This is a genomic window from Nocardia aurantiaca, from assembly GCF_009708175.1.
GTDB lineage: Bacteria > Actinomycetota > Actinomycetes > Mycobacteriales > Mycobacteriaceae > Nocardia > Nocardia aurantiaca.
Map to the genome: position 1 here is coordinate 1 of NZ_WMBB01000013.1, position 21982 is coordinate 21982.

General features: G+C 68.0%; 17 protein-coding genes and 1 pseudogene. 14 read left to right on the plus strand and 4 right to left on the minus strand.

Annotation, left to right across the window (positions count from 1 at the left end; translation table 11 throughout):
• Positions 1–626 precede the first annotated feature (626 nt).
• Positions 627–2054 (plus strand): sugar porter family MFS transporter, encoded by a 1428-nt coding sequence (locus tag GLP40_RS25440; protein WP_328290640.1) that lies wholly within the window; start codon positions 627–629, stop codon positions 2052–2054.
• A gap of 102 nt (positions 2055–2156) precedes the next feature.
• On the opposite strand, the pseudogene GLP40_RS25445 reads toward GLP40_RS25440, so the two are convergent.
• A pseudogene (locus GLP40_RS25445) lies at positions 2157–2678 on the minus strand (GTP-binding protein); the annotation flags it as partial.
• Positions 2679–2899: 221 nt separating this feature from the next.
• Here GLP40_RS25445 and GLP40_RS25450 point away from each other — a divergent pair.
• The 9 genes from GLP40_RS25450 to GLP40_RS25490 all read left to right on the plus strand — a co-directional run bounded on the left by GLP40_RS25450 (position 2900) and on the right by GLP40_RS25490 (position 14030).
• Positions 2900–4405 (plus strand): leucyl aminopeptidase, encoded by a 1506-nt coding sequence (locus tag GLP40_RS25450; protein WP_154790550.1) that lies wholly within the window; start codon positions 2900–2902, stop codon positions 4403–4405.
• 641 nt (positions 4406–5046) lie between these two features.
• Positions 5047–6810: a 2-oxoglutarate dehydrogenase, E2 component, dihydrolipoamide succinyltransferase gene (gene sucB, locus GLP40_RS25455; protein ID WP_154790551.1), complete on the plus strand. Its 1764-nt coding sequence runs from the start codon at positions 5047–5049 to the stop codon at positions 6808–6810.
• 33 nt (positions 6811–6843) lie between these two features.
• Positions 6844–7743 (plus strand): TIGR01777 family oxidoreductase, encoded by a 900-nt coding sequence (locus GLP40_RS25460; RefSeq protein ID WP_154790552.1) that lies wholly within the window; start codon positions 6844–6846, stop codon positions 7741–7743.
• A gap of 62 nt (positions 7744–7805) precedes the next feature.
• A complete protein-coding gene (locus GLP40_RS25465; protein ID WP_328290641.1) occupies positions 7806–8339 on the plus strand; it encodes a GNAT family N-acetyltransferase in 534 nt (177 codons plus the stop codon).
• A 38-nt stretch (positions 8340–8377) separates the two neighbouring features.
• Positions 8378–9130, plus strand: a complete 753-nt coding sequence (gene lipB, locus GLP40_RS25470; protein ID WP_328290676.1) for a lipoyl(octanoyl) transferase LipB — start codon at positions 8378–8380, stop codon at positions 9128–9130.
• A 97-nt stretch (positions 9131–9227) separates the two neighbouring features.
• Complete coding sequence (lipA, locus tag GLP40_RS25475) at positions 9228–10274, plus strand: lipoyl synthase (protein WP_328290642.1); 1047 nt, start codon at positions 9228–9230, stop codon at positions 10272–10274.
• 293 nt (positions 10275–10567) lie between these two features.
• Positions 10568–10804, plus strand: a complete 237-nt coding sequence (locus tag GLP40_RS25480) for a hypothetical protein (protein WP_154790554.1) — start codon at positions 10568–10570, stop codon at positions 10802–10804.
• Positions 10805–10922: 118 nt separating this feature from the next.
• Positions 10923–13118 (plus strand): elongation factor G-like protein EF-G2, encoded by a 2196-nt coding sequence (locus tag GLP40_RS25485; RefSeq protein WP_154790555.1) that lies wholly within the window; start codon positions 10923–10925, stop codon positions 13116–13118.
• A gap of 168 nt (positions 13119–13286) precedes the next feature.
• Positions 13287–14030 carry a DUF4191 domain-containing protein gene (locus tag GLP40_RS25490; RefSeq protein WP_154790556.1) on the plus strand — a complete coding sequence of 248 codons (744 nt, stop codon included), beginning with the start codon at positions 13287–13289 and terminating at the stop codon, positions 14028–14030.
• Between the two features lie 431 nt (positions 14031–14461).
• Here GLP40_RS25490 and GLP40_RS25495 read toward each other — a convergent pair whose 3' ends face one another.
• Complete coding sequence (locus tag GLP40_RS25495; protein WP_154790557.1) at positions 14462–15370, minus strand: alpha/beta hydrolase; 909 nt, start codon at positions 15368–15370, stop codon at positions 14462–14464.
• Between the two features lie 308 nt (positions 15371–15678).
• On the minus strand, positions 15679–16209 hold the full coding sequence (locus tag GLP40_RS25500; RefSeq protein WP_154790558.1) for an RDD family protein: 531 nt from the start codon (positions 16207–16209) through the stop codon (positions 15679–15681).
• Positions 16210–16660: 451 nt separating this feature from the next.
• Between GLP40_RS25500 and glnA the strand changes: the two genes are divergently transcribed.
• From glnA to GLP40_RS25515, 3 genes are all read left to right on the plus strand, one after another.
• Positions 16661–18097, plus strand: coding sequence for a type I glutamate--ammonia ligase (gene glnA, locus GLP40_RS25505; RefSeq protein ID WP_328290643.1), 1437 nt, complete (start codon positions 16661–16663; stop codon positions 18095–18097).
• Between the two features lie 222 nt (positions 18098–18319).
• The gene (locus GLP40_RS25510) at positions 18320–18595 is read left to right on the plus strand and encodes a hypothetical protein (protein ID WP_154790559.1); all 276 of its coding nucleotides are present in this window, start codon (positions 18320–18322) and stop codon (positions 18593–18595) included.
• A 365-nt stretch (positions 18596–18960) separates the two neighbouring features.
• Positions 18961–19503 carry a YceI family protein gene (locus tag GLP40_RS25515; protein WP_154790560.1) on the plus strand — a complete coding sequence of 181 codons (543 nt, stop codon included), beginning with the start codon at positions 18961–18963 and terminating at the stop codon, positions 19501–19503.
• 375 nt (positions 19504–19878) lie between these two features.
• Here the strand turns inward: GLP40_RS25515 and GLP40_RS25520 are convergent, their stop codons facing one another.
• Entirely contained in the window at positions 19879–20364 is a 486-nt protein-coding gene (locus GLP40_RS25520; protein ID WP_154790561.1) for a TY-Chap domain-containing protein, read from the minus strand.
• A gap of 1177 nt (positions 20365–21541) precedes the next feature.
• Between GLP40_RS25520 and tsaA the strand changes: the two genes are divergently transcribed.
• Positions 21542–21976, plus strand: a complete 435-nt coding sequence (tsaA, locus tag GLP40_RS25525) for a tRNA (N6-threonylcarbamoyladenosine(37)-N6)-methyltransferase TrmO (RefSeq protein ID WP_230329931.1) — start codon at positions 21542–21544, stop codon at positions 21974–21976.
• Positions 21977–21982 lie beyond the last annotated feature (6 nt).

Below are 21982 nucleotides of genomic sequence, written 5' to 3' on the forward strand. Positions count from 1 at the left end.
CAGTGTGATCATCAGGCGCTCCTCGTCCAACCTCGTTTCCCAGGCCCTCGGGGCTCCGGGTCGGTGTCCGTGTCGCTCTGACCTGGAATAAGTTACGTGTTGCTACGAACAGAAGTCAAATCGGCTGTCTACCTGCGCTTTTCCGGCATATGTACGCAACGGCACCGATCCGTCGCGGCGGCGAATACCTCCGGAACGGATGTCGAGTGGAGGGAGCACGGTGGACTAGGCGTAGTGGGCACGGGTTCGCGGTCAGGAGAAGCCGGGCGGAGTGGCCCGCGCGGTGAAGAAGGTAGCGGCGCGGCGCGGGTACGTGGAGACGGCACGGCGGTTACCGGCATTCACTCGACGCCTCGCTGTCGAAGATGCGGCGCGGGTGAATCAGCCGGGCCGGCTTCGGGTATCGCGGGAAAAGACAGTTCCACCACCGATCGCTCCGGCATCGGGATAGCGAACCGCATAGCCGCTGGTCGATTTCATCCAGCGCTGCACGGTCGTTGACAAGCAATACGACAGCAACGATTGTCGGAGTGCGCCGTCTGACGGGGTTCTGTGCGTCATCTCGGTCTTACCCAGGGTGTTCGGCTCGGGCTCACGAGGCTTCGGGTCGCGACGAAGGAGTCTGCGTGAGTTCATCGGTGGAAGCGCGAACGCCCGGCGATCGGGTGGAGAGGGCGGAAGACCTCGTCTACGTCGTATTCATCACGGCCGCTGCGGCCATGGGTGGGTTTCTGTTCGGATACGACAGCTCGGTCATCAATGGCGCGGTCGAGGCTATCCGGGGTCGGTACGACATCGGGTCGGCGACCCTGGCGCAGGTGGTGGCCATCGCGCTGATCGGATGCGCGGTGGGCGCGGCGATCGCGGGACGGATCGCGGACCGGATCGGCCGCATCTGGTGCATGCGGATCGCCGCGACGCTGTTCACCTGTAGCGCGATCGGGTCGGCGCTGCCGTTCGCGCTGTGGGATCTGGCGATGTGGCGCGTGATCGGTGGCATCGGCATCGGGATGGCATCGGTGATCGGGCCCGCATATATCGCCGAGGTGTCGCCGCCGGCGTATCGCGGACGGCTGGCGTCGTTCCAGCAGGCGGCCATCGTGATCGGCATCGCCACGTCACAATTGGTGAACTTCGCGATCCTGAAGATGGCGGGCGGGGCGCAGCGCGGGCATATCGGCGGACTCGAGGCCTGGCAGTGGATGCTCGGCGTGATGGTGGTGCCCGCGGCGCTGTACGGGCTGTTCTCCTTCACGATTCCGGAGTCGCCGCGGTATCTGATCTCCGTCGGGAAGATCGCCAAGGCCAAGGAGGTGCTGGCAGAGGTCGAGGGGACCAAGGGTGATCTCGATGCCCGGGTGGCCGAGATCGAGCAGGCCATGCACAGCGAGCACCGGTCGAGCTTCCGGGATCTGCTCGGCGGGAAGTTCGGGTTTCTGCCGGTGGTGTGGGTCGGCGTCGGGCTCTCGGTGTTCCAGCAGCTGGTCGGCATCAACGTCGTCTTCTACTACTCGGCGACGCTGTGGCAGTCGGTGGGCATCGACCCGTCCAGTTCGTTCCTCTACTCGTTCACCACCTCGATCATCAATATCGTCGGCACCGTGATCGCCATGGTGCTGGTCGACCGGATCGGGCGGAAACCATTGGCGCTCATCGGATCCACGGGCATGGCCATCTCGCTCGCGCTGGAGGGGTGGGCGTTCTCCTCCAAGACCGGTTCCGGGGACAGCGTGAGCCTGCCGCATGCCCAGGGCATCGTGGCGCTGGTCTCGGCGCACTGCTTCGTGCTCTTCTTCGCCATGTCGTGGGGCGTCGTGGTGTGGGTGCTGCTCGGCGAGATGTTCCCCAACAAGCTGCGCGCCGCCGCCCTCGGTGTGGCCGCGTCCGCGCAGTGGATCGCCAACTGGGTCATCACCGCCAGCTTCCCCAGCCTGGCCGACTGGAACCTGTCGGGCACCTACGTCATCTACACCGCCTTCGCGCTCCTCTCGATTCCCTTCGTGCTCGAGTGGGTCCCGGAGACGAAGGGCAAGGCGCTGGAAGAGATGGGCTGACCCGCTATTCGATGATCGTGGTGATCTGGCCCGCGCCGACCGTGCGGCCGCCCTCCTTGGACAGGATGTACGCCTGGCCCTCGAACCGAGTGTGCGGCGTGACCGGACGATCGGGGTGTTGTCGCCGTCGAATTCGTATTCGCTGAGCAGGTCGCGAACCTCGAGTTCCACCGGTTCGAGGATCTCCCCGTCCTCCACCATGTCGCACTTGTTCAGTGCCACAACCCTTTTCGGCACGCCGACCTCACGCGCCAGAATCACGTGCTCCTTGGTCTGCGGCATGGGCCCATCGGTGGCGGCGACCACCAGGATCGCGCCGTCCATCCGGGCCGCGCCGGTGATCATGTTCTTGATGTAGTCGGCGTGGCCGGGACAGTCGACGTGCGCGTAATGACGGTTCTCCGTTCGGTATTCCACGTGGGCGATGGAGATGGTGATGCCGCGCTGCCGCTCCTCGGGGGCCTGGTCGATGGCCTCCAACGGCGTGAAGGGATTCAGATCCGGATATTCGTTGCGCAGGACCTTGGCGATCGCGGCGGTGAGGGCGGTTCTGCCATGGTCGATATGGCCGATGGTGCCGACGTTGACGGGCGGCTCGGTCCGCTGGAACTTCGCCTTCGCCACTGGAAACCTCCTGCGCGCCCGTGCGATTCGAGGCGGATACCGGAGGGTGGGGACACCGCGACATCATGCCCGACGGCGGTGTCCGTTCCAGGGTATTCAGCGGCGGTCCGGGACACGTCGGGGAACCGGGCGAACCGGGCGTACAGGACCGTCGGCGGAAACGCGGAGCCGTCGCGTGCCCAATCAGCTGTGGACGGGCGGGCGCAGTAACGTGGGCGGTTATGACAGCTGTTGCAGATCGTTCGCTCGGACCGGAACTCGTACGCGTCGGGGGCATCGGGGAGGCCGATGTGCTCGTCATCGGGCTCACCTCGACGGAGGACGGGCCGGTGATCGCGCCCGCCGACGCGTTCGAGGATGTGCTCGACGGCGAGACCCGGGCCGCACTGCTGAGCGCGCTGCGGGCCGTCGGGGCCAAGGGCAAGAGCGAGGAGACCACGCGGGTACCGGCGCCCGCGGGGCTGGGCGTGGATTTCGTGCTGGCGGTCGGGCTCGGGGCGGCGGACGATATCGACGCCGAGCAGGTGCGCAAGTCGGCCGGTGCGGCCGGGCGGGCGCTGGCCGGGGTCGCGACGGCGGTCACCACCCTGTCGGGGCTGGATCTGGGGGCGGCGGCCGAAGGGTTCTATCTGGGCGCGTACCAGTTCACCGCGTTCAAATCGGCCAAGACCGCGCCCAAGGCCGAGGATCAGCCGGTCAAGCGGGTCGAATTCCTGGTTCCCGAACCGGGATTCGGTGAGGAGGAACTCTTCCGGGCGCAGGCGATCGCCGAAGCCGTCGCCACCGCCCGGGATTTCGTGAACACCCCGCCCAGCGACCTGTTCCCGGCCGAATTCGCCAATCGCGCAGCGGAATTGGCCAAGGCCGCCGGGCTGCAGGTGGAGATCCTCGACGAGAAGGCACTCGAATCGCAGGGCTACGGCGGCATTCTCGGCGTCGGCAAGGGCTCCTCGCGACCGCCGCGGCTGATCCGCATCACCTACGCGGGCGGTGACCCCAAGGTGGCGCTCATCGGCAAGGGCATCACCTTCGACACCGGCGGCATCTCCATCAAGCCCGCGGCGAACATGGAGAACATGACCTCCGACATGGGCGGCGCGGCGGCGGTCATCGCCACCACGCTGCTGGCGGCGCGACTGAGCCTGCCGCTCACCGTGATCGCCACCGTGCCCATGGCCGAGAACATGCCGTCGGCCACGGCGCAGCGGCCCGGTGACGTGCTCACCCAGTACGGCGGCACCACCGTCGAGGTCATCAATACCGATGCCGAGGGCCGGCTCATCCTGGCCGACGCCATGGTGCGCGCGGGCGAGGACGAACCCGACTACCTGATCGACGTCGCCACCCTCACCGGTGCGCAGATGGTCGCCCTCGGCACCCGGACCCCGGGCGTCATGGGCACCGACGTCTTCCGCGACCGGGTCGCCCGGATCTCCCAGGCCGTGGGCGAAAACGCCTGGGCCATGCCGCTTCCCGCGGAACTGCGCGCCGACCTGAACTCCAAGATCGCCGACCTGCAGAACGTCGCGCCGCACCGCTGGGGCGGCATGCTCTCGGCCGGGCTGTTCCTCAAGGAATTCGTCTCCGACAGCGTGCAGTGGGCCCACCTGGATGTCGCCGGACCCGCCTACAACACCGGCGGGTCGTTCGGCTACATCGGCAAGGGCGGCACCGGCGTACCGGTCCGCACCCTCATCGCCACCCTCGAGGACATCGCCGCCGAATAGGCCGCCGGCCACATTCGCGAACCACGCCCGCCTCGCTGCCTGCGAGGCGGGCGTTGTCGATACGTCGATCACGATTGACGCGCAACGACCTTGCCGTACCGCAGGGCGTAGCCTCCCGACATCTGGTGATCGACAGCCATCTGGGCGACGCCGCCGCCGGTAGCCGGGCTTTCGCCGACCGGGCGAGACAGGCATACACGGCATTCCGCCGGAGGAACCCCGCATCGGACAGCGCGTCGGTTCGACAGCCGGACAGGATGTTCCGTCGGGCGGCGTCGTGTCCAGCTAGCCGACCGCTACCCCATCGGCGCGGGCGGGATTCCCGGCCACCGGCACCCCGGACACCCGTGTCGAGCGCAAACGTGATACGTCTCATGCCATTCCCGCCAAACCGGGCTCACGCCAAGGACATCTCATGCTCACGCAGGGGATTGCGACGCGGAGAGGTCGGCGCAACCGCCGCCCTGTGACACGCCGCACCCGGGCGAGTGCAAGGATGGGTGGCTGGAACAAGAACCAACACGGATCTCCGGTGCCACAGAATGTTCGGTGGCCGTCGGGCCGACACCGCGACCCGCGGTGCCACGCCCGCTGAGAGACGAACTGTTTAACCCGACGAGCAGTCAGAGGAGTCAACGGACATGACCTTCTCCGTCCAGATGCCGGCTCTTGGTGAGAGCGTCACCGAGGGCACTGTGACCAGGTGGCTGAAGCAGGAAGGAGACACGGTCGAGGTCGACGAGCCGCTGCTCGAAGTCTCCACCGACAAGGTCGACACCGAGATCCCGTCCCCGGCCGCAGGCGTTCTCGTGAAGATCGTCGCCCAGGAGGACGACGTGGTCGAGGTCGGTGGCGAGCTCGGCGTGATCGGTGAGGCCGGTTCCGCTCCGGCCCCGGCCGCCGCCCCCGCTCCCGCCGCCGCCCCGGCCCCGGCCCCGGCGCCCGCGCCGACCCCCGCTCCGGCCCCGCAGCCGGTTGCCGCCGCCCCGGCCCCGGCCGCCGCCGCGCCCGCTTCGGCCGCTGCCGCCTCCGGCACCCCGGTCAAGATGCCCGAGCTCGGTGAGTCCGTCACCGAGGGCACCGTCACCCGCTGGCTGAAGCAGGTGGGCGACCAGGTCGCGGTGGACGAGCCGCTGCTCGAGGTCTCCACCGACAAGGTCGACACAGAGATCCCGTCGCCGGTCGCCGGCACGCTGCTGGAGATCTCCGCCCAGGAGGACGACGTGGTCGCCGTCGGCGGCCAGCTGGGCGTCATCGGTAGCGGGGTCCCCGCCGCCGCACCTGCCCCGGCTCCGGCTCCCGCACCTGCGCCGGCTGCCGCGCCCGCTCCGGCCCCGGCGGCTCCCGCACCTGCTCCTGCCCCGGCTGCCGCTGCTCCGGCTCCCGCTCCGGCCCCGAAGCCCGCGCCGGTCCCGGCCGCGGCCACCCCGGCCGAGGAGCCCTCCACCAACGGCGGCCCCTACGTCACCCCGCTGGTGCGAAAGCTGGCCGCGGAGAACGACGTCGACCTCGCCACCGTCACCGGATCCGGTGTCGGCGGCCGCATCCGCAAGCAGGATGTGCTCGCCGCCGCGGAGGCCAAGAAGGCCGCGGTTCCCGCCGCTGGCGCCGCGCCCGCCGCTGCCGCTCCGGCCGCTCCGGCCGCCCCGGCCGCTGCCCCCGCGCCGCGGCCGTCGCTGTCGCACCTGCCCGGCACGGTCCAGAAGGCCACCCGCATCCGGCAGATCACGGCGGCCAAGACCGTGGAGTCGCTGCAGACCACCGCGCAGCTCACCCAGGTGCACGAGGTCGACATGACCAAGATCGCCGCCCTGCGCAACCGCGCCAAGGCCGCGTTCAAGCAGCGCGAGGGCGTCAACATCACGTTCCTGCCGTTCTACGCCAAGGCCGTCATCGAGGCCCTGGCCGTGCACCCGAACATCAACGCCTCCTACAACTCCGAGACCAAGGAGATCACCTACCACTCGGTGGTCAACCTGGGCATCGCGGTCGACACCGAGCACGGCCTGCTCTCGCCGGTCATCCACAATGCCAACGACCTGTCGCTGGCCGGGCTGGCGCGCGCCATCGCCGATATCGCCAACCGCGCCCGCACCGGCGGCCTGAAGCCCGACGAGCTCGCCAACGGCACCTTCACCATCACCAACATCGGCTCGAACGGCGCGCTGTTCGACACCCCGATCCTGCTGCCGCCGCAGGCCGCCATGCTGGGCACCGGCGCAATCGTCAAGCGCCCCATGGTGATCAGCGACGACGGCAACGAGTTCATCGGTATCCGCTCGATGGCCTACCTGCCGCTCACCTACGATCACCGCCTCATCGACGGCGCCGACGCCGGCCGCTTCGTGACCACGATCAAGCACCGGCTGGAAGAGGCGGCGTTCGAGGGTGACCTCGGCCTGTAGGGTTCATCGGATGCGGTCTGTGGGACTGATCGGATGAAGGTCGTGGTCGCCGGCTCGTCCGGGCTGATCGGGACGGCGCTCGTCGCGGCTCTGCGCCGCGACGGGCACGAGGTCACGCGCCTCGTGCGCCGTCCCGTGCACGCTCGCGACGAATTCACCTGGGACCCCGTCCGTTCCCATCTGGACGAGCGCGCGCTGCGCGGCGCCGACGCCGTGGTGAATCTCTGCGGCGCGAGCGTCGGGCGGCGGCGCTGGAACGGCAGCTACAAGCAGGAGCTGCGCGACAGCCGCATCGTCCCCACCGACGTGCTGGCCGCCGTTGTCGCCGCCGCGGGAGTGCCGACGCTGATCAATGCCAGCGGCGTGCACTACTACGGCGGCGACAACGGCGACCGCGTCGTCACCGAGAGTTCCCCCGCCGGAACGGGTTTCCTCGCACAACTGTGTGTCGACTGGGAAGCCGCCACCGCGCAGGCCGCCGACGCCGGCGTGCGCACGGTGCTGCTGCGCTCGGCGGTGGTGCTGGCCCGGCACGGCGGCATGCTCGGAATGCTGTACCCCCTGTACTTTCTCGGCCTCGGCGGGCGCCTGGGCAGCGGCCGCCAGTACGTCCCGTGGATCTCACTCGACGATGAGGTGGGTGCGATCAGTTACGCGCTCACGCACGAAAACCTCTCCGGCCCGGTCAATATGGTCGGTCCCGCGCCCGTCACCAACGCCGAGTTCACCCGTGCGCTGGGCCGCGTCATGCACCGGCCGACGCCGCTGATGGTGCCCGCGTTCGCACTGCGGCTGGCCATCGGCGAGTTCGCGGAAGAGGCGATCCTGCACGGCCCCAGGGCGATTCCCACCGCCCTCGAGGCAGCCGGATACCCCTTCCAGCACCCGACCATCGGCGCGGCGCTGACCGCCACCCTGGGCGGATCCGACTGACGCCGACCGGTTCCCGGTGGGCGCGGCGCGCGTCACAGCGACCCCGCCGATACCGTGTGGACGTGACCGATCAAACGTCCGACCCGCTGGTGCGAGATGCGCGCGAGAGCGATCTCCCCGAGATCCTGGCGATCCACAACAACGCCATCGCCGAGACCACGGCCATCTGGGATACCGAGCTCGCCGACCTGGACGAGCGCAAGGCCTGGTTCGCGGCGCGGACCGGCGCGGGCCATCCCGTGCTGGTGGCCGAGATCGACGGCCAGGTGGCGGGGTACGCCAGCTACGGGCAGTTCCGGCCGAAGTCCGGCTACCGGTTCGCGGTCGAGAATTCGGTGTACGTGTCGGAGGAATTCCAGCGCCGCGGCGTCGCCACGGCGCTGATGCGGGAGCTGCTGGCACGGGCGAGCCAGGGCGGCGTGCACACCATGATCGCCGCGATCGAGTCGAGTAACCGCACGTCGATCGCCCTGCACGAGAAATTCGGCTTCGCGGTCGTCGGGCAGATGGCCGAAGTCGGGCACAAATTCGGGCGCTGGATGGACCTGACGCTGATGCAACGCGCCGTCGACGAAGGGGTAACGTCGCCATCGTGAGCGAGAGCACTACGGCCACCGCACCGTTACCCCGCGCGGTGTCGGCTCGCTTCGACGACACACCCCTCGTCGTCGAGGATCTGGGCCTCATCGATTATCAGGAAGCCTGGCAGCTGCAGCGGTCGATCGCCGCCGAACGCGCCGACGGCATCGGGCAGGACCGGCTGTTGCTGCTGGAACACCCCTTCGTCTACACCGCGGGACGCCGCACCGAACCGCAGGACCTGCCCATGGACGGCAGCCCGGTCATCGAGGTGGACCGCGGCGGGAAGATCACCTGGCACGGTCCGGGGCAACTGGTCGGCTACCCGATCGTGCGGCTGGCCGAACCCGTCGACGTGGTGGCCTACGTGCGCCGGCTCGAGGAAGCCCTCATCGCCGTCTGCGCGCGGCTGGGCCTGGAAGCCGGTCGGGTGGAAGGCCGTTCGGGGGTGTGGGTGCCGGAGACGGAGTTCCTGCCCGAACGCAAGGTCGCGGCCATCGGGGTGCGCGTCCAGCGCGGGGTCACCCTGCACGGGATCTCGCTGAACTGCGATGCCGGCCTGGACGGCTTCAATGCGATTGTGCCGTGCGGCATTCGCGACGCCGGGGTCACCACCCTGAGCCGCGAGCTGGACCGCGACGTGACCGTCGACGACGTGCGGCCGCTGGTGGCCGACGCCATCGCGCGCGCCCTCGACGGCGAGCTGAAAGTGGCCGACCACACCATCTCCCGCTGCGTCGAAGCCGCCGCCGAATGCCGCGAACCAGTCCCCGCGGCGCCCGGCGACGTGCCCGCCAAGGCCGAATGATCATGAGCGTAGGGTGAACACAGTGACCTCCGTCGATACCCCGACACCAAGTAACCCGGCCGCAGCCGAGCCATCCGCTGCCTCCCCGGGCCCCTCCGTGGTTACGCAAGCTTCCGCCTCCGGGGCCAGCGGTCCGGCGGCCGGCCGCAAGCTGCTCCGCATCGAGGCCCGCAACGCCGAGACCCCGATCGAGCGCAAGCCCTCCTGGATCCGCACCCGCGCGACCATGGGCCCCGAGTACACCGAACTCAAGGGCCTGGTGAAACGCGAAGGGCTGCACACGGTCTGCGAGGAAGCCGGGTGTCCCAACATCTTCGAATGCTGGGAAGATCGCGAGGCCACCTTCCTCATCGGCGGCGAGCAGTGCACCCGCCGCTGCGACTTCTGCCAGATCGACACCGGCAAGCCCGCCGCGCTCGACCGTGACGAGCCGCGGCGCGTCGCCGAGAGCGTGCAGGCCATGGGGCTGCGCTACTCCACCGTCACCGGCGTCGCGCGCGACGATCTCTCCGATGGCGGCGCGTGGCTGTACGCCGAGACCGTGCGCGCCATCAAACAGCTCAACCCGCACACCGGTGTCGAGTTGCTGATCCCGGACTTCAACGCGGTTCCCGAGCAGCTGGCCGAGGTCTTCGACTCGCGTCCCGAGGTGCTCGCGCACAATCTGGAGACAGTGCCGCGCATCTTCAAGCGCATTCGTCCCGCCTTCCGCTACGAGCGCTCGCTGGCGGTCCTCACCGCCGCGCGCGAGGCCGGTCTGGTCACCAAGTCCAATCTCATCCTGGGCATGGGCGAGACGCCGGAGGAAGTCACCCAGGCCCTGCGCGACCTGCACGAGGCGGGCTGCGACATCATCACCATCACGCAGTACCTGCGGCCCTCCCCGCGCCACCACCCGGTCGACCGGTGGGTGAAGCCCGAGGAGTTCGTGGAGCACTCCAAGGCGGCCGAGGCGATGGGATTCGCCGGTGTCATGGCGGGCCCCCTGGTCCGCTCCTCCTACCGGGCCGGGCGGCTCTACGCCCAGGCCATGCGCCACCACGGCCGTGAGATCTCGCCGGAGATGCGGCACCTGGCCCAGGAGGGGTCCGCGGCGCAGGAGGCCACCAGCGTACTGGCCCGCTTCGGTTCGGCAGGGGCATAGAAGGATTCACCCGCTGACTGCGGTGTAACAGGCAAATACGACAAAGACCCGGATAAAATATCCGGGCCTTTGTCGTATTTGCCTTTGTCATATTTGATGGCTGCTATATCCAGTGCAGCCTATGCATGACAAGCCAAATCTCGCCGCGCCGCTTGCGCGCGCAAATTGATTGCGTTTCAGGCGTTTTCGCTTACGGCGTCACATAGTGTGACCCCACCTCCTTCCGAGGGGCGGTGGCTCGATTCAACGGATCGAGCAAGGTCCAAGCCGCGCCCAGGAAGGAGGTGGGTGGGATGGCGAAACATCGTCGCAAGGCGAAACATCGCAAAAGTGGTTCCCCGGTCAACTGGGTTGTTGTAAGCGCGACGGCCGCAGTTGCCGGGGTGATCACCATCTTGGTCCGGCGGATGCTGGGCTCAGATGATCCCATTCGGATGGGGCGTCGTCCGAACCGGCGCTCCATCCTCCCCGCCATCACTTTCGTGACCGGTCGAATGCACACCGTGCTGATCAGCTTGTCGGCGAGTTGACTCAGGTGAACGCCCGGTATCGGCGCGCCATACAAATCGGTTCGGTCGATTCGTGGACGTGCGCACGGCGCTGGTGGGAAGCTCGAAGGACCGCATTGATCGACCCCGGGAGCGAGCCATGGTCGAGCGAACGACGACGTCGCAAGGTGTCAACGGCAGGGTGGTCGTGGCCGAGAGGCCGGACGACATACGGAATGTGGTGCTGGTGGGACACAGCGGGTCCGGCAAGACCACGCTGGTGGAGGCGCTCGCCGTGGCGGCGGGTGCGGTGCCCAGGGCCGGCCGGGTGGAGGACGGCACCTCGGTCTCGGATTACGACGATATCGAGCAGCGACAACACCGGTCCGTCCAATTGTCGGTGGTGCCGATGGGCTGGAACCACGTCAAGGTCAACCTCCTGGACACCCCCGGCTACGCGGATTTCGTCGGGGAACTCAGGGCCGGTCTGCGGGCAGCGGACGCGGCCCTTTTCATACTCTCGGCCGCCGCGGGCGTGGAGGGCGTGAGCGGCCCGACGCTGGCACTGTGGGATGAGTGCGCGAGCGTCGGCATGCCGCGCGCCATCGTGCTCACCCATCTGGATACCGCGCGGGCGGATTTTGACGACATGACCGAGACCTGCCGGGAGATTCTGGGCGGCGGACGGTCGGAAAGCATACTGCCGCTGCATCTTCCGGTGTACGGGCCCAAGGCGGCCGACGGGCATCGGCCGGTGACGGGGCTGATCGAGCTGCTCACCCAGCACGTCTACGACTACTCGACCGGCGAACACGTGGACACGCCCGCCTCCGAGGAACAGCGGGAGCAGCTGGAGGAGGCGCGCAATCGGCTGATCGAGGGCATCATCGCCGAGAGCGAGGACGAGACCCTCATGGACCGCTACATCGGCGGCGAGGAGATCGACCTCGCCACGCTGGTCGCCGATCTCGAGAAAGCGGTGGCGCGCGGGAGTTTCCATCCGGTGCTGATCGCCGCACCGCCGCCGGAGGGCGCGCGGCAGGGACTGGGCACGGTGGAGATCCTGGATCTCATCACGCGCGGATTCCCCACGCCCGCGGAACATCCCGTATCGGCGACCGGATCCGGCGGCAAACCCTCCGCGCTCGCCTGCGATCCCGCCGCGCCACTGGCCGCCGAGGTGATCCGCACCGCCTCCGACCCCTATGTGGGACGGTTGTCGCTGGTGCGGGTGTTCTCCGGCACCCTGCACGCCGACGACACCGTGCACGTGTGCGGGCACGGTGCGGGCGACACCGGCGATCATGACGCCGACGAACGCGTCGGCGGGGTGTCCGCGCCGTTCGGGAAACAGCAGCGGCCGCTGCCGCAGGCCATTGCCGGGGACATCGTGTGCGTGAGCAAACTGTCGCATGCCGAGACCGGGGATACCTTGTCCGCCAAGAATTGTCCGCTCATCATCGAACCATGGTCCATGCCCGATCCGCTGCTGCCGGTGGCCATCGAGGCGCACAGCAAGGCCGATGAGGACAAGCTGTCCCAGGGGCTGTCGCGGCTGGTGGCCGAGGATCCGACGGTGCGGCTGGAACAGAATGCCGACACCCATCAACTGGTGCTGTGGTGCCTGGGCGAGGCGCACCGCGATGTGGCGCTGGAGCGGCTGCGGTCCCGGTTCGGGGTGCAGGTGGACGTCGTCGACCACCGGGTGGCCTTGCGCGAGACCTTCGCCGGGCAGGCGTCTGGGCGGGGGCGGCATGTGAAGCAGTCCGGCGGGCACGGGCAGTACGCCATCTGCGAGATCGAGGTGGCGCCGCTGCCGGAGGGGTCCGGGATCGAGTTCGTGGACAAGGTGGTGGGCGGAGTCGTTCCGCGGCAGTTCATTCCGTCGGTGGAGAAGGGCGTGCGCGCCCAAGCGCTACGGGGTGTGGCGGCCGGGTATCCGCTGGTGGATGTGCGGGTGACGCTCTTCGACGGGAAGGCGCACTCGGTCGACTCCTCGGACGCGGCGTTCCAGATGGCCGGAGCGCTGGCCCTGCGCGAGGCGGCCGGCGCCGCGCGCATCAACCTGCTGGAGCCGATATCCGAAGTGCGCGTAGTGGTTTCCGACGACTACGTGGGGCCGGTGCTCGTCGACCTGTCCAGCCGCCGTGGCCGGGTGCTCGGCACCGAACCGGCGGGGCTGGGGCGCACCGAGATTCGCGCCGAGGTTCCGGAGCTGGAGCTCGGCCGGTACGCCGTGGACCTGCGGTCACTGGCCCACGGCGCGGCCACGTTCACTCGCGCCTACGCCCGGCACGAGGCCATGCCCGCCCAGCTGGCCGACTCGATCCGGGACAAGGCCAAGAGCGCGAACTGATCTCGCGGACCGGCTGCACCACTCCGGGCAATCGGTTCGGTGCGGGTGGCGCAGTCGACCGGTTCGGCTGCCATCGATGCCGCTGAACAACACGAACAGCGCAGCTCCGGAAGCGACCGTGGTGATCCCGTCGCGAACCGGGCGTTCCCGGCCATTAAGCTGGACCGCATGGCAGCAGGCAAGGGCGGTAATCCGTCGAAGGAAGCGAAGGCCGCGGCGAAGGCGGCGCGCAAACAGGCGTCGAAGGAGCGCCGCCAGCAACTCTGGCAGGCATTCCAGATGCAGCGCAAGGAAGACAAGCTGCTGCTGCCGCTCATGATCGGCGCCTTCGTCGGCGTGACCGTGCTGTTCCTGGTGATCGGCCTCATCTTCGGCCTGCAGTGGTTCCTGCTGCCGATCGGTCTGCTGCTGGGCGCGCTGGCCGCGTTCATCCTCTTCGGCCGCCGAGTCCAGAAGAATGTGTACGCCAAGGCCGAGGGCCAGGCCGGCGCCGCCGCCTGGGTCCTGGACAACCTGCAGGGCAAGTGGCGCGTCTCCCCCGGCGTCGCCGCCACCACCCAGCTCGACGCCGTGCACCGCGTGGTCGGCCTGCCGGGCGTCATCCTGGTCGCCGAGGGCTCGCCGCAGCGCGTGAAGTCGCTGCTCGCCCAGGAGAAGAAGAAGGTCTCCCGTCTGGTCGGCGACACCCCGATCTACGACATCGTCGTCGGCAACGAGCCGGACCAGGTGCCGCTGAAGGAACTCCAGCGCTACCTGACCAAGCTCCCCCGCAATATCGACGCCAAGCGCATGGACCTCATCGAGGGCCGCCTCTCCGCGCTGGCCACCCGCGGCGGCCCGGCCCTCCCCAAGGGCCCGCTGCCCACCGGCGCCAAGATGCGCGGCGTCCAGCGCTCGATCCGCCGCCGCTGATCCATCCCCGAACATCCGAGGCCCGCGTCCCCAGGACGCGGGCCTCGTCGTTTCCATCCCGCGCGGAGACGGTGCGGCGCGAGTCGGCGAGGGAGATCGGACCGGAGCCGCGGCGGGAACCGGAGGGTACTTATCGGCATCAGGAGGTCGATGAGGGTGGACGTCAGCTGATGCATGACGGACGCACTTGGGAGCAGGGGTGACCGTGCCGGGGCAGCCGTGGTGGACGAGGGCGCGGGCCAGGGATTCGATGGAACCGCAGATGCCGCAACGTCATTCGTGGCGGGTGGGTTCGCAGGCGTAGCGGGTGACGTCCGGAGACAGGCGGGGGCGATTGCTGCGTGCGTGAGCCGACCGGGCGGGCCGGGATCACCGGCCGGCGCGGTTCGGATGCAGGCGAGGAGGTACCGCCCTCGGCGACAGAACAGTTCTCAGCCGACGTGGCGAGAGAGGAAGCGCACGACGTCCGGAGTGACGGTGCTCCAATACTCCTCGGTGTGCGCGCCCGGGGTCACCAGGCCGATCTCCGGGTGGGCGGTCGCGATGTAGCGGCGGCAGCCGTCGATGAACCGGTCGCGGTCGCCGCACCACAGGCCGACCGGGGCCGGACCGGCCTTGCCGAGATTGCGCAGCGGGTCGAGCGCCGCCCACTGGTCGGCATCGATGAATGCGTTCCGTTTGGCCATTTCGGTCCACGAGGTGAGCAGGCCCGGCGACATGGTGGCAACCGCGTTCAGCGGGCGGCCCTGCTCGAACCGGAGGCGGGAGTAGACCAGCGCGCCGAAGCCGCCCATGGAGGTGCCGGTGCAGGCGAAGGGCATACCGTCCGGTCCGCCCAGGCGGCGCTGGGCCAGCCAGCCGGGAACCTCGTTGAGCAGCATGGACATCGGATCGTCGCCGGTCCCGTGGTCGTGCCAGTAGTTGTCGCCGCCGTCGAGGGCGACGAAACCGAAGGACGGGAAAAGGCGGTTGGCGACCCCGGCGGCCAGAATGTCGGCGATATTGCCGACAGCCGCGGTGCGGGCGGTGCCGTGCAGACCGTGCAGCAGCAGCGAGACGGGCAGGTTCTCGGTCGGGACACCGGGCGGCAGGATGGTGACGAGATCGACGTCACGGCGGCGGGCGGCCGAGTAGACGCGCTCGGTACGGATGACCGGGTTGATGCCGAGCACGGTCTGCCGGGTGTCGTGCGCGGTGTCGTGCACCTCGTCGGCCCCGACCGCGGCGTTGACGCCGGCGCTGACCGCCGCGCCCGCTGCGGCCAGGCCGAGCAGGCCGGTGGTCGCGAACAGGGACCGCCGGCTGAATCTTCGCGCGGCCGCCCGGTAGTCCTCGACCATCGATCCTCCATCAGCACAACAACAGCTATTCGCCTGAGGCCAACAGGGGGACTGTGCCGCGGCAAATCGCCGTCACCATACCGATCGAAAGCAACCTGTGGTGAACAGTGAGCAACGTTCAGTCGCACGCTTCACCAACAGCATCGCAGGTAACGAGGATGAACATCGCCGCTTCATACGGCCTCACCCTTTCGAATCGGGCTGCGCGGAAAATCCGCGACGCTGTCACCGGGCGTCCAGGCGAACTCGTCCGGGAAAGAGCGAACGCCCAGTCGGAAGTTCGGCCGGGCGCGTCGCGGGTCGGCCGTCTAGCGGCTGTAGACGAGGGCGGTGCCGGTGGCGCGGTCGTGCATGCCTCGGCCGTCGCTGTCGGTGAACAGGGCGGGGATGACGAACACCAGGATGAGCTGACGGGCCAGGGCCCGAATGAAACCAACCGGTGCGTCAGCATCGACGCGACTGACCCGCAGCTTCAAGAAGTACTGGCCGGGCGTGAAGCCGAACAGCGTGACCGCGGCGATCCCGAGCACGAACCAGACCAGCAGCGTCGGCGTCGACAGCGCCTGCGTGATCACCTCGAAATGCGACGGCGGCTGCTGCCCCTTGGGAATCGTCATCTTCGAGATGATGTGCTCGGCGTTCGGCCGCACGATGATCGCGGCCAGACCCATGGCGATGAACCAGTCGACGAGCAGCGCCAGGACGCGGCGGGTGAAGGGCGCGAGCGCGCCGGGGCCGGATCGCGGCAGGCCGAGTTCCTTGCCCTGGTAATCACCGGGCGGGTTATCTCCGGATTCGGCGTTCGGTCCGGACAGCCAGGAGCCGGTGATACGTGCCATGGACTCAGCTTATGCGCCCCCGACGAGCCGATTTCGCACCCCTGCCGGGTCCGGGCATGAGGACGGGACCAGAGGGGCCCGCGTTCTGCCTGTTCGCCCGTGTCCGAACCGGCGCGCAACCGTTCAGCATCCAAGATTGCCAAGTGAATGCCCGACGGTGAGGATTGTCACGCTGACCCGGTCGTAGCCGGTGAGACTCCTAACTTCTCAGCGTCTTAACAGCCACTTCCGGCAGCTCGGTGGCAGGATGTCCCTGCTGGTCGAGCATTGCTCGGCGACCGCTGCGGCGTCTTCGCGAACCCGGGGGCACCGCCGAACCCCCGGCCAGCTGTGCGTGTAACACTGGCGAAACACAGCCTTGATTGCAGGGAAACACCGCATCCCTACCGTGTGGTCGCGACGAACCCATGCAGTCACCACTGGCTGGGAACCGATCCGTAAGGAGTACTAAGTGGCGTTCAGCACGGCCGACGAGGTCATCAAGTACATCAAGGAGGAGGAGGTCGAATACGTCGATATTCGTTTCACCGACCTCCCCGGTGTGCAGCAGCACTTCTCGATCCCGGCGAAGGCGTTCACCGCTGATCTCGCCGAAGAGGGCCTGGCGTTCGACGGTTCCTCCGTTCGCGGCTTCCAGTCGATCGACGAGTCGGACATGCTGCTGCTCCCCGACTTCGGCACCGCTCGGATCGATCCCTTCCGTGCCGCCAAGACGGTCAACATCAACTGCTTCGTCCACGACCCGTTCACCCGTGAGGCGTACTCCCGCGACCCGCGCAACATCGCGCGCAAGGCGGAGGAGTACCTGCGGTCGACCGGTATCGCCGACACCGCGTACTTCGGTCCCGAGGCGGAGTTCTACGTCTTCGACTCGATCCGCTACGACTCGGCGATGAACGGTGCGTTCTACGAGATCGACTCGATCTCCGGTTCCTGGAACACCGGCGCCGAGTACAACCTCGACGGCACCCCGAACCGCGGCTACAAGGTTCGCAACAAGGGTGGTTACTTCCCGGTCGCGCCGTACGACCACTACGTCGACCTGCGCGACAAGATGTCGACCAACCTGCAGAACGCCGGCTTCGAGCTGGAGCGCGGCCACCACGAGGTCGGCACCGCCGGTCAGGCCGAGATCAACTACCGCTTCGACACCCTGCTGTCGGCCGCGGACGACCTGCAGCTGTTCAAGTACATCATCAAGAACACCGCGTGGGCCGAGGGCAAGACCGTCACCTTCATGCCGAAGCCGCTCTTCGGTGACAACGGCTCGGGCATGCACGTGCACCAGTCGCTGTGGAAGGACGGCAAGCCGCTGTTCCACGACGAGGCCGGCTACGGCGGTCTGTCGGACCTGGCTCGCCACTACATCGGCGGCATCCTGCACCACGCGCCCTCGCTGCTGGCGTTCACCAACCCAACCGTGAACTCCTACCACCGTCTGGTGCCGGGCTACGAGGCCCCCATCAACCTGGTGTACTCGCAGCGCAACCGCTCCGCCGCGGTGCGTATCCCGGTCACGGGCAACAACCCGAAGGCCAAGCGCATCGAGTTCCGCGCCCCCGACTCCTCGGGTAACCCGTACCTGGCCTTCGCCGCCATGCTGATGGCCGGCCTGGACGGCATCAAGCGCAAGCTGGAGCCGATGGCCCCGGTCGACAAGGACCTCTACGAGCTCCCGCCGGAGGAGGCCAAGAACATCCCGCAGGCCCCCACCTCGCTGGCATCGGTCATCGACCGCCTCGAGCAGGACCACGACTACCTCACCGAGGGCGGCGTGTTCACCGAGGACCTGATCGAGACCTGGATCAACATCAAGCGCGAGCAGGAGATCGCCCCGGTCAACCTGCGCCCGCACCCGTACGAGTTCGAGCTGTACTTCGACGTGTAAACCTGACCTGCACGAACGCGGTTGATTCTCGGGTTCGGTACGCAGTCGGCAGAAAGAAGCGGCGGTGGACATCCTTCGGATGTCCACCGCCGCTTCTTTCTCTTGCGTGCTGTCGCCTAAGTTCATGTCTCCCAATAGCTTCAGCCATTCAACGGCCAAGTTGATCAAACCTATTATGTCGGAACCAATTACGGCATCAGCGTCACGATCATCAATTCCACCGTGACGAATTTCGTGAGCTTCTACGACAACAGCCAGTGCATCGGGGGCAGTCGCGCGTACGGCAATCCGGAGATCCCGCTCGCCCCGGTCGCGAGTGTGAACTGGATCCTGTCGACGGCCGGCCGCCACGTCATCACAGCCAATGACGGCAAGACCACGCAGACGCTCACGCTGGACGTCCAGCCCGCCCCCGCCGGATCCACACCGGCCAAACCGGTACCCCCGCCCGCGGGCTGCAGCCAGTTGGATCGGCTGCTCAACGCCGGCAGCTCCTAAGACTGGGTGCGGGATGCGCTCGGTGGTGATGCGGTCCGCTCGTTGATGACTCCGGCGATGACGATCCGGGTGGATTCGTCGGTGTCAGGCCATAGATGCCCATAGGTGTCCAGGGTGGTCTCGGCGTTGGCACAGCGTCGGTGAACAATTCGGTTGTCGGACTCGACGGCGAAGTGCCGCGTCGGGCAATGTTTGGTATGGAAACCTGTCGCTGGTCCACGACCGGGCCCTCCCGCCGCAACAGCAGCCCGCACTCCCGGCTCGGGCATGGGTGTCGCCTCACATTTCGGGGGGCCACGTCGTCGTTCACTCGAGACCCAATCGAAGGTCCCGACAACCCCATACCTCTCCAGGAGTGACCGACCATGTCAACCACGATCGATTTCAGCGAGCTGACCGGCGACTATGTCCTCGATACCGCCCGCACGCGGATCGGGTTCATCGCCCGGCACACGATGGGCACCAAGGTGCGCGGGAACTTCGGGGAGTTCGAGGGCAGCGCGCACCTGGACGGCGACGAACCGTCGAAGTCGAGCGCACAGCTCACGATCCAGGCCAAGACCATCGACACTCGCAACCAACAGCGCGACGATCTGCTGGGCCGAAAGTTCCTGGGCGTGGACGACCACCCGACGATCACCTTCACGCTGACCGGGGCGGAGCGGTTCGATCAGAACAATGTCAAGATCACCGGTGATCTGACCGTCCGCGGCGTCACCAGGCCGGTCACCGTGGACTTCGAACTGACCGGCGCGAAGAACGACCCGCAGGGCGCCCTCCGGGTCGGCTTCACCGGCAGCGCCACCATCAACCGCAAGGACTGGGGGGTGCACTGGAGGGCGGCCCCGGGCATGGTCGGCTCCAAGGTGACGCTGGAGTTCGACGTCGCGGCGATCCGGCAGTCCTGAGCGGGGAAGGCGCGCACTGACAAACCGCCGCCGACAGTGCGGACATCGCGGCGGCGCTCGCGAGACGGGCCGTGCTGTCCAGACCCCCCAACAGGCATGATGCCGCGCTGGAGCACGGGTGGGGCCGCCACCGACAGGTCGGCGGCCCGTCGCCGGCGAGGCATGCCGAGCGCAGTTCGCGCCTGATCAGGGCGCTGTCCAAGATCAGAGTGGCGATAGACGCGCTGTGCGAGGGGTGCCGTAGCCGACGACGATCGTGTGACCGCGTCGGCCCGGACCTCCTGTCGGGCTAGCGTGGACCCAAGAATCCGGTCAGCTCGGTCGCGACGGCGGCGGGATCGTCCTCATGGGCGTCGGGTGGGAGGCACTGTGCCGCTACTGATCTGATCGAGCCGGGTTGGGAAGTGAGCGGGGGGTCACCGGAGCCAGGGCGGAGAGGTCGAGGGCGGTGGTTTCGGTCCAGCCGCTGACGCGAAGATCGTCGGGGGTGGGGACGCCGAGGGCCTCGTGTAGGCCGCGGGCGGCGGAGCGGGCCAACTCTTCGAAGCCGCTGCGGGTGATGGGCCAGCGCAGGGTGCGGCGCCAGTTCTCGATCTCGCGCTGGAGTGCGGGCGGGGTCCAGCCGAGGTCGCGTAGTAACTGCGCGGCGGAATCCGAAATCGGTTCGGCGAGATAGTAATCGCCGGTCAGTTCGGCGGAGAGCGTGATGTCGAACTGCTGGAACTGAACGTAGCGATTACCGGTGGCGAGGAGGATCACCGTGGCGCGCGAGGGCAGTTTCGCGAGGCAGCCGGCCAGGCCGTGCACGAACACGTCCCAGTCGGTTGTCACAACTTTCTCGCGCTGACTTCGGGTGCCCATCGGGGCCGATGATACGCCGTCCAAACAAGGTGTTCACCGAAATACTTTGGCGCCCAGTCCGATCAGCGGAAACCGCGGCGGCATCGACTGAAGGACCGCCACGGTTTCCGCGTGAACGGCTTACCGCCGCCGGGGAGTCGGGGCGGGGGCGAGTACTTGCGAGGGGTGTGCGTTCCAGCCTTCGCCGATCATTTTCGGGCACGGTGGTCAGCTGTCGGGCAACTACGTACCGTAGCCGCCGTGACGCCACATTCTGCCAAGTGAGCATCGCTATGACCGTCAACCTCTCGCGAATAGTCCATTGCAGGCAATCGATCGGCAATCGACATCGTTTCATGGACGAACACGGCACTACGGACTGTTCGGAATCGATTTGAGGTACATGCAAAAGTCGATATGAGTTCGCAAAGATGCGAATCGGATCAAGAGGTGGGCACGCACGAAATCAGCGTCTCGGCGAATCATGGTGAGGCGGTTCGTCATCCCGCTTCGATCCGCTCCGATTCACCGGTCCAGCACATCGCATGGCCCGGCCGCACACACAAGCGTCCTGTATACGCGGATTTACGATTCCTCGGCGGCCGGAGCGTTTGAGCGGCGGGCGACTCAGCCCAGAATTCTCGAGGCGCAGTTCGCCCAGCGAATCGGAGGCGGCCGGCATTCGATGACAATGACGTCGAAGACGGTGAAATCGAAGACCACGCAAGGAGTTCCGGCGGTCGCGCAGACCAGGCCGACGAGACCGTCGACGAGGGCGGGCCTCGGTGCGGCCGGCGAAGTGCTGGGACCGCCGGTGCGCCATGGGCTTCCGGGGCGGCCCCCCTATGGGTGGCACACCACGACGTCGGGGTCGAGCAGTTCCAGCAGAGCCGAAGTCCCCGCCGCGGCAGGCGGCGAGGAAGTCTTCGACGGCATGCTGCCGGCGGTCGCGGACTCTCTTCGCCCTCGGCCAGGAACCGATCATGGACGCCGTCCACTCCGTTCGGCTATAACGTCAATGGCCAGGACGTCGGCCTCGACCCGCGCGGCAAGGGCGCGGGACCCATCGCCTACGCCCACGTCGACGACATCGAGAAGACCCTCGCCGCCCTGCCCGAGGCGGGCGCCACCGGGCGCGAGGCCATCCGCGACGTCGGTGGTGGCCGCCGCATCGCCACGGTGGAAGGAACAGACGGTCTTGTCCTCGGAATTCTCCAGCAGCCCCGACCATTTCGAAGTGCGGCCGGTGGGCCGGGTCCGCTCGCCGCTGACCGCTCGCACCGGTGCACCGCGTCAAGCCGACGAGGGCGCCCCGCCGGCCGAGATAGTCCTGTCCCCCGAGTTCGCCCCCGCCGCAGCCGATCTCCACGCGGGTATGCGGGTGGTGCTACTCACCTGGCTGCACGCGGGCAGCCGGGATGTGCTCTCGGTCTACCCCCGCGGCGACCGGACCCGCCCGCCCACCGGTGTCTTCGCCACCCGCTCCCCCGACCGCCCCAACCCCATCGGTCTCCATGAGGTCACCATCACCTCCGTCACCCCGGAGGTCCTCGGCGTCTCCGGCCTGGAGGCCATCGACGGCACCCCGATCCTCGACATCAAGCCCACCCTCGGCTCCGTCGAAACCCGCTGACCGACC

Coding starts and splice junctions, on each gene's coding strand:
- GLP40_RS25495 (WP_154790557.1), bottom strand. CDS start 15,370: ATGGTCGAGGACTACCGGGCGGCCGCGCGAAGATTCAGCCGGCGGTCC.
- GLP40_RS25500 (WP_154790558.1), bottom strand. CDS start 16,209: ATGGCACGTATCACCGGCTCCTGGCTGTCCGGACCGAACGCCGAATCC.
- GLP40_RS25520 (WP_154790561.1), bottom strand. CDS start 20,364: ATGGGCACCCGAAGTCAGCGCGAGAAAGTTGTGACAACCGACTGGGAC.
- GLP40_RS25515 (WP_154790560.1), top strand. CDS start 18,961: ATGTCAACCACGATCGATTTCAGCGAGCTGACCGGCGACTATGTCCTC.
- GLP40_RS25460 (WP_154790552.1), top strand. CDS start 6,844: ATGAAGGTCGTGGTCGCCGGCTCGTCCGGGCTGATCGGGACGGCGCTC.
- GLP40_RS25490 (WP_154790556.1), top strand. CDS start 13,287: ATGGCAGCAGGCAAGGGCGGTAATCCGTCGAAGGAAGCGAAGGCCGCG.
- GLP40_RS25480 (WP_154790554.1), top strand. CDS start 10,568: ATGGCGAAACATCGTCGCAAGGCGAAACATCGCAAAAGTGGTTCCCCG.
- GLP40_RS25485 (WP_154790555.1), top strand. CDS start 10,923: ATGGTCGAGCGAACGACGACGTCGCAAGGTGTCAACGGCAGGGTGGTC.
- sucB (WP_154790551.1), top strand. CDS start 5,047: ATGACCTTCTCCGTCCAGATGCCGGCTCTTGGTGAGAGCGTCACCGAG.
- GLP40_RS25450 (WP_154790550.1), top strand. CDS start 2,900: ATGACAGCTGTTGCAGATCGTTCGCTCGGACCGGAACTCGTACGCGTC.